At 56.3% G+C, this 15,548-nt stretch carries 13 protein-coding genes; 9 read left to right on the top strand and 4 right to left on the bottom strand.

The features are described 5' to 3' along the window. Positions 1-10: 10 nt before the first annotated feature. The 3 genes from meaB (at position 11) to RAL88_RS19235 (ending at position 2,171) form a co-directional block, all read left to right on the top strand. On the top strand, positions 11-994 hold the full coding sequence (gene meaB / locus RAL88_RS19245; protein ID WP_306265665.1) for a methylmalonyl Co-A mutase-associated GTPase MeaB: 984 nt from the start codon (positions 11-13) through the stop codon (positions 992-994). A 271-nt stretch (positions 995-1,265) separates the two neighbouring features. Continuing rightward, positions 1,266-1,613 carry an antitoxin Xre/MbcA/ParS toxin-binding domain-containing protein gene (locus RAL88_RS19240; protein WP_306265663.1) on the top strand — a complete coding sequence of 116 codons (348 nt, stop codon included), beginning with the start codon at positions 1,266-1,268 and terminating at the stop codon, positions 1,611-1,613. 3 nt (positions 1,614-1,616) lie between these two features. Then, complete coding sequence (locus tag RAL88_RS19235; protein ID WP_306265661.1) at positions 1,617-2,171, top strand: RES family NAD+ phosphorylase; 555 nt, start codon at positions 1,617-1,619, stop codon at positions 2,169-2,171. 26 nt (positions 2,172-2,197) lie between these two features. Here the strand turns inward: RAL88_RS19235 and RAL88_RS19230 are convergent, their stop codons facing one another. Next, the gene (locus RAL88_RS19230) at positions 2,198-3,109 is read right to left on the bottom strand and encodes a LysR family transcriptional regulator (RefSeq protein WP_306265659.1); all 912 of its coding nucleotides are present in this window, start codon (positions 3,107-3,109) and stop codon (positions 2,198-2,200) included. A gap of 78 nt (positions 3,110-3,187) precedes the next feature. Between RAL88_RS19230 and RAL88_RS19225 the strand changes: the two genes are divergently transcribed. From RAL88_RS19225 to RAL88_RS19205, 5 genes are all read left to right on the top strand, one after another. Further along, entirely contained in the window at positions 3,188-4,759 is a 1,572-nt protein-coding gene (locus RAL88_RS19225) for a sulfatase (protein ID WP_306265657.1), read from the top strand. 21 nt (positions 4,760-4,780) lie between these two features. Further along, entirely contained in the window at positions 4,781-6,100 is a 1,320-nt protein-coding gene (locus tag RAL88_RS19220) for an extracellular solute-binding protein (RefSeq protein ID WP_306265655.1), read from the top strand. 112 nt (positions 6,101-6,212) lie between these two features. Next, positions 6,213-7,124 carry a carbohydrate ABC transporter permease gene (locus RAL88_RS19215; protein WP_306265654.1) on the top strand — a complete coding sequence of 304 codons (912 nt, stop codon included), beginning with the start codon at positions 6,213-6,215 and terminating at the stop codon, positions 7,122-7,124. After that, entirely contained in the window at positions 7,124-7,951 is an 828-nt protein-coding gene (locus RAL88_RS19210; protein WP_306265652.1) for a carbohydrate ABC transporter permease, read from the top strand. The genes RAL88_RS19215 and RAL88_RS19210 overlap by 1 nt, the downstream gene beginning before the upstream one ends. Positions 7,952-7,960: 9 nt before the next feature. Continuing rightward, positions 7,961-9,037 carry an ABC transporter ATP-binding protein gene (locus RAL88_RS19205; RefSeq protein WP_306265650.1) on the top strand — a complete coding sequence of 359 codons (1,077 nt, stop codon included), beginning with the start codon at positions 7,961-7,963 and terminating at the stop codon, positions 9,035-9,037. Between the two features lie 13 nt (positions 9,038-9,050). Here the strand turns inward: RAL88_RS19205 and RAL88_RS19200 are convergent, their stop codons facing one another. Then, complete coding sequence (locus RAL88_RS19200) at positions 9,051-10,028, bottom strand: asparaginase (protein WP_306265648.1); 978 nt, start codon at positions 10,026-10,028, stop codon at positions 9,051-9,053. A gap of 78 nt (positions 10,029-10,106) precedes the next feature. Here RAL88_RS19200 and RAL88_RS19195 point away from each other — a divergent pair, with 78 nt between their 5' ends. Beyond that, positions 10,107-10,853: a DUF3750 domain-containing protein gene (locus RAL88_RS19195; protein WP_306265647.1), complete on the top strand. Its 747-nt coding sequence runs from the start codon at positions 10,107-10,109 to the stop codon at positions 10,851-10,853. 6 nt (positions 10,854-10,859) lie between these two features. On the opposite strand, the gene RAL88_RS19190 is transcribed toward RAL88_RS19195, so the two are convergent. After that, positions 10,860-12,029, bottom strand: coding sequence for an aminotransferase (locus tag RAL88_RS19190; RefSeq protein ID WP_306265646.1), 1,170 nt, complete (start codon positions 12,027-12,029; stop codon positions 10,860-10,862). A 22-nt stretch (positions 12,030-12,051) separates the two neighbouring features. Continuing rightward, complete coding sequence (locus RAL88_RS19185) at positions 12,052-15,543, bottom strand: AsmA family protein (RefSeq protein ID WP_306265645.1); 3,492 nt, start codon at positions 15,541-15,543, stop codon at positions 12,052-12,054. Positions 15,544-15,548: the final 5 nt, after the last annotated feature.

The following is a 15,548-nucleotide window of genomic DNA, read 5'->3' as shown; positions in this document are numbered from 1 at the left end:
GGCAGATTGAATGACCGACATAAAACTCCTGGAGACTGGCATTCTGGACGGTGACCGGATGGTGCTGGCGCGGGCCATCACGCTGGTTGAGTCAAAACGCCGCGACCACCGCAAATCGGCGCGCGCACTGCTTGATCGGCTGGCCGGAAAAACCGGCGATGCGATCCGCGTGGGCATTACCGGTGTTCCGGGGGTGGGAAAATCCACAACCATTGAAGCGCTTGGCAACCGGCTGACATCTGCCGGACACCGGGTCGCGGTTCTGACCGTCGACCCTTCGTCAAGCCGGACCGGCGGCTCGATCCTGGGTGACAAAACCCGCATGCACACTCTGGCGGCCAATCCGGATGCCTTTATCCGCCCCTCGCCCGCCGCCGGAACGCTGGGCGGCGTCGCGGCGCGCACCAGGGAAAGCATGCTGCTGTGCGAGGCGGCCGGGTTCGACGTCATTCTTGTGGAGACCGTCGGCATCGGACAGTCGGAAACAAGTGTGGCCGACATGGTTGATTTCTTTCTCGTGCTGATGCTGCCCGGTGCCGGCGACGATCTGCAGGGCCTTAAGAAAGGCGTTCTGGAAATCGCCGACATTATTGCCGTCAACAAAGCCGATGGCGAGGGGCGGATGGCCGCCGAACGGGCCGCCGCAGATTATCGCAGCGCCCTGCATATCCTCTCGCCGAGAAGTCCGACATGGTCGCCGCCGGTGCTGACATTTTCCGGGTTGAAGGACACAGGCGTTGATGCGCTGTGGGACCAGGTTCTGCTGTTTCAGAGCCGGATGACCGCCTCCGGCGAATGGCAGCAGCGCCGCGAGCAACAACGGGTCGGCTGGATGTGGTCGATGTTCGACACACGGCTGCGGACCGCGCTGCAGGACCGGCCCGAATTGCAGGCGCTGTCGCACCAGCTGGAAGTCGCTGTCCGGTCCGGCCAGCTCCAGCCCGGCAGTGCTGCTGACCGGCTGTTTGAGGCGTTGCTTTCGCGAGAGGTTTGAGCGAGGCGCTGGTTACCGGGTTAATTTCCTTGATTATTGCATTCATGTTTCATATATTTTTTTGATGGAACATGAATGCGAAATTCCTTGTGGTTCCATGGAACAATTTGATGATCCAGATCAGGTCCTCCAGCGAAGCAGTCAATGCAGCGCGATGCCGCACATCGGGCAAGTGGGCTGACACTATCGGGGATCAGATAAATTACATTTAATCGTGCAGTGCCGGTTCAGCCTCCCAATACGTCTGGACCTTGATACGGAGAGCAAATCAATGAATACGTCCCTCAAAACGGTTCCAAGATTTCTTGATGAGCTAAACACCGATGGCGGACTTAAGGGAACGGATATCGCCAATATAACTGAAGTGTCAAAAGCAACGGTATCGCGCTGGAAGGCCGGAGATATCAAACCGCAACCGCGCAACGAACTCATCCTGTCTGATCTGCATTATGTCGTCGGCCGTTTGCGGGACTATTATACCTCGGAAGATATTCGCACCTGGCTCTATGCCAGGCATCCTCAGCTTGACGGCGAAAGAGCAATTGATCTCATCCATGATGATCGCGCGATCGACGTTCTGAAAGTCATTGATCGCCTCGAGAATGAAGTTTTTCTGTAGTCTATGACCAGGACCCGCAAACGTCGCGATAGCGCTGTCATTGATGCGATTGAAGGTGTCGAACCGCTTGCCTTTCACGGGACAGTTTGGCGGGTCACTCGGGCGGGCCGAAATCCCACACAATGTTCGCGTTCCGGAGGCCGCTGGGACGATGGCACTTTCGATGTTCTCTATACGTCTGCCGCGCGCCGCGGCGCTATTAGTGAACTAAAATTTCACATTATGCGCGGCCAACCGGTGTTCCCCTCGCTTGTGTCATACAGGCTTTTCGAAATAGAGATCGCCATGGACCGGGCATTAAAACTGCTTGATCTCGAAGCGCTTGCCAAAGTCGGATTGGACACCAGCCGCTACGGCCAATTATCCTATCACGACCGGCAAGTTGAATATCCTCGATCTCAGGACATTGGTGAGGTCGCGCATTTTCTGGAGTATGATGGACTTGTCGTGCCAAGTGCCCGTCACGACTGCCTCAATGTCATCGTGTTCTGCGACCGTGTTTCGCCACACTCGGTCTCCGTGAAAACAGACCACGGTGCGGTCAATTGGGACGAGTGACCAGATCCCGGTTGCGCAACCCCACCTTACTGCTGGAACTGGCGCAAGGCCGCCAGCAGATGCTTGAACGGCTCGGTCTGACGCAGACTTTCTCTGTAAAACATCGCCGTATCAAATTCATAGAGAGGTTCCTGCAGTTTTACGGTTTGAATGCCCAGTGACGAATATTGTTGCAAAAACGTCTCTGCCATAAAAAAGATGTAGGGTCCTTCGCGGACGATCTGGAGGGCAGCCAGAAGGGACTTGGTCTGGACCGCGACATTCAGACGGACCTGATGATCGCTCTCAATCCGGTTGATGACATTCGACATTAAAAGCTCGTCATCATGATAAATCACAACCGGCAATTTCGCGAGGTCCCTGAACGAAACCGATTTGGCATTCGCCAGCGGTGAACCTGGTCCGCATCCCAGCGCATAATGCTGTTTGCAGAGCAGTTGATGGGTGAAACCTTCGGGCGAATTGAGTTTTCCGAAAATGGCACCGACAAACAGGTCCAGCTCGCCCCGGTAAAGCCTTTCACGGCCCAGATGCGTCAGTGTGATGTCCAGTTCCACTTTCAGTTCGGGATATTTTTGCTGCAGATCGCGAATGATTGAGGGCAGGAAACAGGTTCCCCAGGCCGTACCTCCCGATAATTTCAGTGACCCGGTTCTGCCGTCGACAATGTCGGAAATTTCCTCCTGCGCCAGGTTGCTGTACTTCAGAATTGATTTCGACCGGTGAAAAAGCTTTTCGCCGGTCAAAGTGAGAATCACGCCGCGCTTGGTGCGCTCAAACAATTTGCATTCGAAAATTTCTTCAATCCGTTTGATGGATTGCGTCAAAGAGGGTTGCGACAGGCCCAGTTCAACTGCCGCCCTCTGGATCGACCCGACTTCAGCAACCGTCACGAAACGTTTCACCAGAATCAGATAACGATCCGATATATTTGCCATTCCTATATCACTTCGCAAATTTCAATTATTCATCTATATCATAATTCGATACAAACATCTCCCAACCCGGGGAGAATAATGCGTACCATTTTTTGTCTGTTTGATTCCCTCAACCGCACTGCACTCGGCTGCTATGGCGGAACCGACATACCAACCCCGAATTTCGACCGGTTCGCCAGCCGCGCCATTACCTATGACAATCACTTTGTCGGCAGCCTGCCCTGCATGCCGGCACGGCGGGACCTGCATACCGGCCGGCTGAATTTCATGCACAGAAGCTGGGGCCCGCTGGAGCCTTTTGACAATTCATACCCGGAATTGCTGAAACAATCCGGTGTCTATTCTCATCTGGTCACGGATCATCTGCATTATTTCGAAGATGGCGGGCTGACCTATCATTCCAGATTTACCAGCTATGATTTCATCCGTGGGCAGGAGAACGATCCCTGGAAAGCGATGGTGCAGCCGCCGATGGAGCGGTTTCGCGAAAAAATGTCGCAAAAAAGCTACAATCTGTCCGGTGACGGGCGGGTCAATGATCCCCACCGGCTGCGTCTGCAGCACGTTATCAACAAACAGTGGATGCCCGAAGAAACCGATATGCCCGGCCCGCGCTGCTTTGAAGCCGGATTTGAGTTTCTCGATACAAATCGAACCGAAGATAACTGGCTTCTGCATCTAGAATGCTTTGATCCGCACGAGCCGTTTGACGCGCCCGAACGTTTCAAACAGCATTTTTCAAAAGGCTGGGACGGCAAGGTTCTGAATTGGCCGAATTACGGGAAAGTCACGGAATCGCCAGAGGAAATCGCGGAAATTCGGGCCAATTATGCAGCGCTTGTTGCCATGTGTGATGCCTATTTCGGCGAGTTGATCGACTATATGGACGCCCATGAAATGTGGGAAGACACGGCGCTCATCGTCACCACAGATCATGGATTGCTGCTTTCAGAACATGATTGGTGGGGCAAGAATCTGCAACCTTACTATCGGGAAATCTCGCATATCCCGCTCATCATCCATGATCCAAGACGCGCCTCCGCTGCAGGAAACCGGGTGTCAAACATCACCCAGACCTATGATCTGATGCCGACAATACTTGACCTGCATGATGTTGCCGTTCCGGAGGAAGTTCAGGGAAGATCCGCTCTCAGCCACCTCGACGCCGGCCAGTCCGATGAGCCGGAATATGCGCTGTTTTCGATGTTTGGCGGCCCTATGGGCATCTCTGACGGGACCTATGATTTCTATCTTTACCCCAGAGACATTCAGGCGCCCGGACTTCATGAATATACCCTGATGCCGACGCATCTCAGGTCCCTGATGGAGCCGAAGGAACTGGCAAGCGCGGAGCTGGATCGCAGTTTCGGGTTTACCAAAGGTGCACCGGTAATGCGTATCGACGCGCTGACAGATGCGCGCCGGATTCCCTGTGTTGACGGCAATGCTTTTCAGGATGTCGGGACCAAACTCTACCACACGGAGAAGGACCCTTTGCAGCAACATCCGATCCACGATCCTGACATCGAAAATCGAATGACAGCAGCCGCTCTGCGCATCTTGTCCAGCCATGAATGCCCAGCCGATTTCTACGACTGGTTTGGCTTGAACCACCCCGAAGCCGCAAAGGATATTCGGGGAAACAACTGAAATTCCAAAAGGGAGGAAAACATGACATCGAAACGTTTTATCACCAGACTTACCGGAACGAGCCTGGCTGCAATCACCGCAGCCATGCTGGCAGGTTCCGCATTCGCGGCGGAACCGATAACAATCCTGATCAATAATTCGCCATGGTATGGCGGGTTTGAAGCTGTCGTCGAGAAATATGAGGCTGATACCGGCAATACTGTGAATATCGAGCGCACGCCTTATCCGGGTGTTCTGGAAAAAGCACGCAATGCGGTTCGCGGCGGTGAAAGCTCGTATGATCTGGTAAATCTTGATGGACCCTGGGTCGTCGAATTCTACGCCGGCGGCTTCCTGAAACCATTGAACGAAATCGACGCCAATTTTGCCCTGCCGGATGGCACCATCACCAATGACGGTCTGATCTACTGGAATGCGGAAAAGAACTGGCCCACCGAAGATGGTGGCACGCTGATGGCTTTTTCGCCAAATGCCAACTCCCATCTGTGGTATTATCGCACCGATCTGATCGAGAAACCGCCCGTGACCTGGGACGATGTGTTCGCCGCCTGTAAGGCCAACCACAATCCGCCCGACTCATACGGCGCGGTGCAACGGGGCGAGCGCGGAAATCCGATCCGTTTTGCCTTCATGCCGCATATGCTCGGCTATGGCGGATCGATTTTGCAGGACCCGGAGAACGGCGACTTTACGGTCACCTTCAACAGCCCTGAAAACAAGAAGGCTCTCGACAATTTCCTGAACCTGTTGAATTCATGCAGCACTCAGAACCCGGGCTCGGTTGGTCAGGGCGAAATGATCCAGACAGTGCTCACCGGCAAGGCGGCCCAGGCCGGGATCGTAGTTGCCGCGCAGGCCCAGATGGATGATCCCCAGAAATCTGCCGTCGTCGGGAAGATCGGCTTCACGATCTTTCCAAGGCCGGCGGATGGCGAGCATCACCCGGTGTTCGGCTCGTGGCAAATGGGGGTTCCACGCAACATTTCGGACGCCCGTCAACAGGCTGCCATGGAGTTTATCAAATACTTCCTGACAGAACAGGCGCAGACCGAATATGCCAGGGGCGGCGGAATTCCGGTCAACACCAATGTCCTCAGAGGGCCGCTGTCTGACGAAGACCGTTTTCGCTGGATGAAGCCTTATGCGGACACCGCCGAAAAAGCCTCACAGGTATTGCAATATGCTGAAGGCGCCCAGGTTGAGGAAGTGATCGGTCTGCGGTTGAATCAGGCTCTGATCGGTGAACTGACGGCAACGGAAGCGCTCAATCAGGCGGCGGATGATATTTTTGAAATCCTGAACGGCACCGGCCGCAAGACCGGTAAGCTGCCGCCACTCTAACGGCCAGCAACAGAAGCCGAAAACTCCCATCGGCTCCTGCGATACGCCGGAATCCATCCCCCCACAGGATTCCGGCGTATCCCTATATTTTTACAGCGATCTGGATTGCATTGTGACCAACACCAAATTTCGCCTTGAACCCTTGTGGGCCTTTGTTGACAGGAATTTCAAGCTGCTCGCGATTGTTCCTGCTGCGATCCTGCTATTGGCGCTGACCATCTATCCCGCGTTCGAACTTGGCTATATGAGCACGTCGAAGATCAGTTTTGAAAACGCCGAAATCGTTCGCGAACCGGCGTTTTGGGACAATGTCGAAAAACTCTCGAAAGACTGGATTTTCGGCAGGGCACTGATGAATACGCTGATCTTCGTGATTGTCTCAACCAGCTTCGAAATGCTCCTCGGGTTTGCCCTGGCCCTCGCCGTAAGCGAACTGGTCAGAGGCCGTGGCCTGGTCCGCACCGGCATGCTTTTGCCGATCCTGATCCCGCCGGTCGCTATCGGCAATATCTGGCGGCTGATGTACAATCCGGATTTTGGAATTATCAATTCGCTGATCACCAGTCTGGGCCTGCCGGCTCTGGACATGCTGGGCTCGACAAGCACTGCCCTTTTGGCGGTGATCATTGTTGATATATGGCATTGGACACCGCTGGTATTTCTGATCCTGCTTGCAGGCCTTGAAGCGTTGCCAACGGATGTTGTGGAAGCTGCCAATATTGATGGCGCAAGCTACTGGCAGACCCTGAAATACATTATTGTTCCTCTGATGTGGCCGGCATTGATTGTGGCGTTTGTGTTCCGCTCAATCGTCGCATTCAAAGTCTTTGACCAGATATTCCTTTTGACGTCAGGCGGGCCAGGCACATCGTCTGAAGTTGTCAGTCTCTATGTCTACAAAGTGTTCTTCCAGCAAAACCAGCTTGGCTATGGCGCGCTGCTGGCGCTCATCACAATAGCGCTTGTGTGCGTCTATCTCGGTGTCTTTGCGCTTGCCCAACGTCGCTATTTAAGGAGCAGCTGATGGTCAGGAAGCCCTGGAAAACCGTCGCATTATGGGCAATTGTTGGGTTCGCCCTGACGCTCATCATCGCGCCGTTTCTGTGGATCATAACGATTTCGCTGAAATACCAGATTACGATTCTTACGGCGCAGTTTCCCTTTACTCCGGTGCTGGCAAATTACCAGCAGGTGCTGTTTGGCAAAAGCTCCGATTTCATCCGAAATATGGGCAACAGTGTTACGGTCGCGATTGCCAGCACCGCTCTTGTGCTGGTGGTCGGCACGCTGGCGGCCTATTCGCTCGCATGGCGCACTTGGGCCGTCACATTCAAGCGGATTTTCCTGGCATGGACCCTGATATTTAGCATTATTCCTCCCATAACGCTTGTCGGACCGTGGTACCTGATCTTCAGGGAATGGGGATTGTATAATACCCTGACCGGGCTGACCCTCACCCATATCGTGATCAATCTGCCGATGACGATATGGTTGATGATGACCGCATTTGGCAATATCCCGCGCGATCTGGAAGCGGCTGCAATGATCGATGGATGCCGACGCACCCAGGCATTCCGGCTGATCCTGCTTCCGCTGTGTGCGCCCGGTCTCATCGCATCAGGCCTTCTGGCATTCATATTCTCATGGAGTGAATTCGGCATTGCGCTGAATCTGACGGCAAAGGACACCATGACCATCCCGGTCGCGATTGCCTCCTATGCCGGGCAATATGAAATCCTTCACGGTGAGATGGCGGCAGCGGCGGTTTTGTCTTCGGTACCGGCCATCCTTCTCATGTTTCTGGGTCAGAAATTCATTGTGCGCGGCCTGACCGCCGGCGCGGTCAAATAGGAGCCGCTCATGGCAAATGTCAGTCTTTCGAATATCGGCAAGAACTACGGAAATCTCAACGTCTTGCGCGGTGTCGATCTGCAGTTCACCGATGGCGAATTCATCGTCCTGATCGGTCCATCGGGATGCGGAAAATCCACGCTGCTGCGGATGATTGCCGGACTGGAATCCATCACCGAAGGCACAGTGTCCATCAATGACAAGGTGATCAACAATCTGGAAGCAAGGGAACGCGACATCGCCATGGTGTTCCAGTCTTATGCGCTTTATCCGCATATGAGCGTCGCCAAAAACATCGGATTTCCGCTTAAAATTCGCCGCCAAGATCCCGAGCAGATCAAGAAGGATGTCGCGCGCGTTGCTGAAATGACCGGACTGAGCGATCTTCTCGACAGAAAGCCCGGAGAATTATCCGGCGGGCAGCGTCAACGGGTGGCGATGGGCCGTGCCATCATTCGCAGTCCGCAGGTTTTTCTGTTTGACGAACCGCTGTCCAATCTTGATGCAAAACTCAGAGTGCAAATGCGGCTTCAGATCCGCGATCTGCACCGCAAAGTGGGCGCGACATCGGTGTATGTCACCCACGATCAGGTCGAGGCGATGACACTGGCTGACCGTGTGGTGCTGCTCAATGGCGGGATTGTCCAGCAGGTTGGAACCCCGCTGGAGCTTTATCAGACGCCGGTCAATAAATTCGTCGCAGGGTTTATCGGCTCTCCTGAAATGAATTTCATTGAGGGCCGGATTGAAGCCGGCAATGGTGGTCTGGTTTTCCGCAGCGACCACGGAAGTATCGTTGACCTGCCCGATTCCGTAACCGCGCATCTGAAGCCCGCGCAGCAACTGCTGCTCGGAATCAGGCCGGAACACCTGCATCCGGGACAAACAGGGTTTGCCGCCGGTTTCAAAGATGCCGAACTGTTCGGCTCCGAGACCCATATATTTGCCCAGGCAGGAGAGCAGTTGCTGACAAGCATTGTCGCTGGCAATTATCGTCCCGAAGCCGGTGCTGCGCTCATGCTTGAACCTGATCCCGATCATTTGCACTTTTTTGAAAAAGCCACCGGCAACCGCATCTCTGCATGAGCAAGCGACGGGCCTAATTGAAATAATCACGGTCCGGAGCAATCTGTCCGACCATTCTGCCGACAGCGCTGAGGACAGGCTGCCTGTCCTGATGCTGCATCACCGTGCCATGGAACGCGGCAATGGCAGCTCCGAATGCGATTTCCGCCGGCACGACTGCGCCATCATGACATTTCACCGCAAAACCCAGCCCCTTGTCGGGCAAGGCACCACAATAAACCCCCTGCGCTCCCATCTTGGCCAGTATCCGACCGTTTCCTGCGGCCATGATGCGGCTGTCGAAGCGGTTCACTCCGGCAACCAGTTCCGGGTGGTTCATGCAGGCGGCAAACAGGCGTTTTGCTGCAGCAGCCCGCTCCGGACCAAGCCCGTTTCCTGTTGCCAGGCGCGCAAAGCCGTGCGCCAGCGCCCGAAGGGGAATGGCATGTGTCGGTATCGAGCAGCCATCGACCGCCGGTGCAGCCGTCAACTCAAATCCGCAGACCTGCTGCAGCGCTGCGGTGACACGGCGCTGCACCTCGTGGTCCGGCAACTGATACTGCTTATTGTCACATTTCAGGAAACAGGCGAGGCACAGAAACCCGGAATGCTTGCCGGAACAATTGTGCCGCAAGGGACGTGGAACGCCTCCATCTGCCGCGTAGGATCTTGCAATTGCCGGATCAAATGGCCAGTCCGGGCCGCAGCGCAACGCGGTTTCATCCAATCCGAGTTTTTCAAGCATGGCGGCAGCGCGTGCGGCATGGCGGTCTTCGCCGGAATGCGAGGCGCAGCACAAGGCCAGATCCTCTTCAGAGAAATGATATGCGTCGGCGGCTCCGCTTTCCAGCACAGGCAAGGCCTGAATCAGCTTCACAGCCGATCTTGGATAGACCGGGCGGGATATATCGCCGAATTCGGCGACCAGATGGCCGTCGGCATCGACCACGGCAAGCGAGCAATGATGCGTGCTTTCAACCCGGTCACCGCGTATCTCGTCAATCCGGATCATATCAGCTCACCTTCAAATCGGCGTAATTGGCCAGCATAAAATTCGGCAGTACCGGTCAGTAATCGAATTAGCGTTACCATGTTGAAATTTCTCGGCAACTCAACGAAATATCTGTCGCTGTTTTTCGCATTTCTGTTTTTGCTGCCGCTCAGCGTACATGGTGCCGTATTCTGGTCCAAGGGCTGGGAGACAAGCTGGCGCAATGCCGACTGGTCGAGTGCTGCCATTCTGCCCAATGCCAATGAGAGTCCGGAGGCGACGATCTCGGTCTATGCTGCCCGGACCGGCCGCTGGAAAGGCATTTTTGCGGTTCACAGCTGGATTGTCGTCAAGGATCGCGATGCACGTTCCTGGGAGCGCTATGAAGTTGTCGGCTGGGGTGCGCCTATCCGGAAAAATGCCTATGCCGCCGATGCCCGCTGGTATGGTAATGAGCCCATGCTGGTGGGAACCATCAGCGGCGATGAGGCAGAGGCGCTGATCCCGAAAGTGCGCGCGGCAGTGGCGCGCTATCCTTATGGTGCGCGCGGCGATTACAGCATCTGGCCGGGGCCGAATTCAAACACCTTTGTTGCCACTATCTTGCGCGAAACACCGGAGCTTAATCTCAGCCTGCCGCCGACGGCTGTCGGCAAGGATTATCTTGCAGATGGCAGCTGGTTTACCGCCAGCGAAAACGGATTGAAGTTTTCGGTCAAGGGATTGTTCGGCTTTTCAATTGGCGGACCTGAAGGACTTGAAGTGAATATCCTCGGCCTCGTGGCAGGCATCGACTGGCAACACCCGGCCCTCAAACTACCGGGGTTCGGCCGGCTTGGTGTGTGAAATCTGTCATGCCGCGCCGTTCAGCCATCCGGCCAGACGTTCCAGGGCTTCATCCAGTACCGCATCCTGTTTGCAAAAGCAGAAGCGGACAAAGCTGAGCGGCGGATTGGAACCGCGGTAAAACGCCGACACCGGCACAGCCGCCACCCCTGCATCGCGAACCATAGCCTGGCAGGCATCGACATCATTTTCAGCGATATTCAGCGCTGAAAAATCGGCGTTGAGAAAATACGCCGCCTGGCATGCGCCGACTTTGAATTTGAGTTCGCTCAAACCCGCCGCCATTCGGTCGCGTTTTGCCGCCAGATCCGCCTTGATGCCGGCAAAATAGCTGTCGGGCAGGTCCAGCCCCTTCGCCACTGCGAGTTGCAGATGCGGCGGCGTTGTAAAAGTGGTGAATTGATGCGCCTTGGCGATTGGCTCGATCAGATGGGCAGCGCCGGTAATCGAGCCGACCTTCCATCCGGTCATGGAAAAGGTTTTGCCCGCCGAAGCGATGGCAACAGACCGCTCCCGCGCCTGTGGCACGGCGAGAATGGATATATGGCGCCGGTCATCGAATGTCAGATGTTCATAGACTTCGTCGGCAATAATAAAGGCATCATGTGTTTGGCAGAGCGAGACAATCGCGTCCAGTTCAGCGCGTGAAAACATTTTGCCTGCGGGATTCATCGGATTGTTGAGAAGCAGCAGCTTGGTGTTGCCGGAAAACGCCCGGCTCAAAGCCTGCAACGGCAATTCCCAATCCGGCGGCTCCAGCCGCACCAGCCTGATAATCCCGCCGGCGCGCTCCACCAAAGGCGCATAGCAATCATATAGCGGTTCCAGCAGCACCACTTCATCGCCCGGTTCAATCAGACCGTTGATACAATCCGACAGGGCCTCGGTCGCACCGGAGGTGATGATGGTTTCACTCTGCCAGTCAATTTCCAGTCCCTGAAAGCGGGCATAGGATTTAGCGACTGCCTGGCGCAGCGCCGGCAGGCCAAGCATGGGCGGATACTGGTTTGGGCCGCGTATCAGCGCTTCGGCGGCGAATTCGCGCAATTCCAGAGGCCCATCGACATCGGGAAAGCCCTGCCCCAGATTGACCGCATCATGGGCTTGGGCAAGACGGCTCATGACCTCGAAGATTGTGGTTGGAATTGCGCTATAGATTGTATTTGTTGTCGGCATTTGCAGCCCGGTCCCTGCTGATCTAACGTCCAAATACGCGGCGCAAAAGCCCTTCTACCGGATTGGGCGCGGGTCCGGGCGGATTGCCGCTGCCGGGCAAGACGTCCTGTGTTGATGTCCGACCCGAATTGAGCAGGTCTATCGGGCCGCCATTGCCGGATGGTGCCGGTGCCGTGCCTGCAGCTCTGCCAGTGCTTGTCGTGCTGGTATTACTGGCTCCGCCGCCGGACACTGTGGCGCGGCCTCCAGTTGCTCTGCGCGCTTCCGCCGGTGTCATGAAGCGTGGCGACGCATTGACCGGTGTGGCGGTGCGCACCAGCGATCCGCGCGGGTCGGGTCTGGGCACGGGAGTGCCGCCTGGACCCAGCTGCCGCGTATCGGAACCAGGACCGGTCTGGCTCTGATTTCCGCCAATGAGCCGGCCGAGCAGATCTGCACCCTGACCAATGGCGGCGTCACGATCCAGCTGCCCGTCGCGCATGATCTGATTGACATCCAGACCGGTTCGCTCGCGCACCTGATCGCGCAGCGCATCGCCGTCATCGCTGAGGGCTGCCAGGCCACCGCCAAACTGGCGCAACTGTTCCAGAGCCGCATCAGGATTTTCCAGAATACCGGCAATATCGGGATAAATGCGCGGCTGGTCCAGCGCGCCCTCCACGACGATGGGAACGCCCAGACCGGCAAAATCCTGGGCTGCGCCCTGGCCTTGAAGAGACGCGACAACGCGCGGATCAAACCGCATTTCCAGCCGCTTCGCCGGAAGATCGATGGAACCGGCTCCGGTGGCACGGATCAGGGGTCCGATCAGCCTGATGTCTCTGGTGCGTCCAAGCCCGTTGGCAAACTGGAATGAACCGGAAAATTCGCTGAAATCGGTCTTTTCCTGCTCATTGGTCTGCCAACCCAGTAATGTGCGTGCTGACAGGGTGCGGACCATTTTCGGGATATTGACGCCGCGCAGCGCGCCATTGGCAAACATCATCCGGGTTTCGCCATCAAGGCCGGAGACAAGTCCCAATTCGCTGCGGCCCTGGGTTTTCAAGGCAATGCTGAAATCCGCGATACCCTCCAGCCGGGTAAAGTGTGCCGCATCGCGCAGGAAGGGATAGGCATCAAGCGAGGACAGATCAAAATTAATCGCAACAACAGGAATTTCGCCGGAGGCGTCAATCCGTAAACGACCGGCACCGCGACCGCCATAGAGCCGCATTTCCGTCAGATCTGCGGTCATCACGCCATCATTGACCGCTACCACCATATTAGTGGCACCGGTGCGGATGTCGTCCCAGATCAACTCGCGGGCGCTGATCGTCAGATCAGCATCCATGCCGGAAAGAGCCGCCAGATCGATCGGGGCGTTGCTCCAGCTTGGATCTACCTCCTGGTCGATGCCCGGAAGATTACTGCCATTTGGCACCGGGTGGCGCGTAGCAGCCGGACCTCTCGAAAGATAGGGCGTGAGATCAAGTTGTTGCAGTGCCAGCCGGGCCTCAAGACGCGGTCTTCCGGAAAACGAAATTGTGCCATTGCCGGTGCCTTCAGTTCCATCCAGCAGAATACGGGCATTTTCAAAATTGACGGCACCCGGGCTGAGCGATAATTTGCCGGTATAACTGAATGGTCCGAGCCCCCCGCCCTCGCCTATCGGCTGGTTCAACCAAGCCAGCAGATTGCGCACGGAACGGGTTTCCACCGTCACATTGCCGTTGAAATCCCCGGTCTGGGTAAAAGTCCCCTCAATGCCGGCGGACACTCTGCGGGAGTTAATGCCAAACTGGGCCGGACCCATCCCGTTTGACAGCATCTGTCCGGCACCAAATTGTCCACTCATCTCAAAGCGTTCATCACGCCAGTCGGCCTGACCCAGCAAGCCAATCGGCGTATCAAGCGTGTTGATGGTGATATTTGCGGTGATGTTGCTGATGGTGTCTGCATGCGCTTCGCCCAACGCCAGGCCAAGGCCGGTGCCGGAGATGGAGCCGCTGCGCAATCCCAGCGAGCCTCTGGCGTTCAGACTTGTCATCAGTTGATCGGCAGCCATGCCCTGCGCGGCGAATTGCAGATCGATGATCAGGGAACCGTCCAGCGACGGCTGGCCTTTTCCCGCCAGGCCGACGGCCGACATCAGGGTGCCGACGTCGACGCCCTGTGACACAAGATCGCCAGAGAGCGCCGGAATGTCACTGGTCAAGTCCGCACGCAGCGTTCCTTCAACGGTTTCCTCGCCGACCATCAGGGCAAATTCGGTGACTTCAACGGAAACCGGCGACGCGGCCAGTTCGGCGGACAACCGGATGCTGTCCAGACCTGTGGTATCTTCGGGCAGCTCCGTTCCAAGCCAGGCCGCCATTGCGGCGACAGAAGGGATGCTGGAGACAAACTGGCCTCCGAAGGCCGGACCGAGAGCAAAATCCACTGTACCGCCGAGCGATGCTTCCAGTACGCTGCCATTTACAGACATATCGAGCGCCGAGCGTCCACGCTCAATGGCGGCGCGTGGTTCATCGAGTTGCGTCTTGACGGCAAATTTCTGGTCCTGAAATACAAAGGAAGCATCCACAACCATCGGCACGTCGAGTGAGGTCAGTGCCGTGTTCAGCTCAATCCCACTGACCAGATGATCCGTCCTGTCGCGCAAATCCTGATAACGGATCGATCCGTCGCGAATCGTCACAGCATCGATCTGCAGACGGTCCAGGGCCTGAAGTGCGCTTCCGGTATCTTCCACGACCACGGCATCGTTTTGGTCGGAACCTGGTCTCAGGCCGGCTGCAGTGCTGGCCTGCAGCCAACCGGCACGGCCTCTCTCATCGACCACCAGATCGACGCTCGGGCGATCCAGAGTTACTTCATCCAACCGCACATTCCCGGTAAAAATGGCAGCCAGATTGATGCCGAACCGAATGCTATCGGCACGCAAAATGCTGCTTTCGCCATCTGCTGAAATCATCACATCTGCGGCGCTGAAGCGGGGCGAGGGAAACACGCCGACAGAAACCGGGCCTTCAATACTTAATTGCAGCCCGGTGGCCTGTTCGACCTGCCGGGACACTTCCCGGGCGATGGTCCCGCTTGGCAGAAAAAACGGCAGCACAAAAACTACCAGCACAAACACTCCGATGATTCCGCCGCCGACATAGGCAAGCTGCCGCATCCAGGGATTGATGATCAAAGGCTTGCGCGCTGAACCACGTTTCACCCGGCGCGGACCCGGCTTGTTGCCAGCTTTTCCGGCAGCCTGTCCTGTGGCTTCGTTCTGGCCGGAGGAAACTGCCGCTGCGCCTGATGGCGCTAATACATCCGGGTCCTGAGAGTATTGGCCTTGTAAATTCTGGAACTGTGTGGCCTGAAAATCAGGTCCCGAAGCTGATTCTCCGGAAGGCTGCTGATATGCGCCCTCCCAGTGCGGCTCGCCGGTGCCCGGCGGCTCATCGGCATCCGGTGCCGCAATGTAGTGTGGAGCCTCGCTGTATTCTGGTTCGGGGACAGCGGAAGACTGAAGGGGTGGCATCGTTT

It is taken from the genome of Pararhizobium sp. IMCC3301 (assembly GCF_030758315.1).
Lineage (GTDB): Bacteria > Pseudomonadota > Alphaproteobacteria > Rhizobiales.
This window is presented reverse-complemented; position numbering and strand designations above follow the sequence as displayed.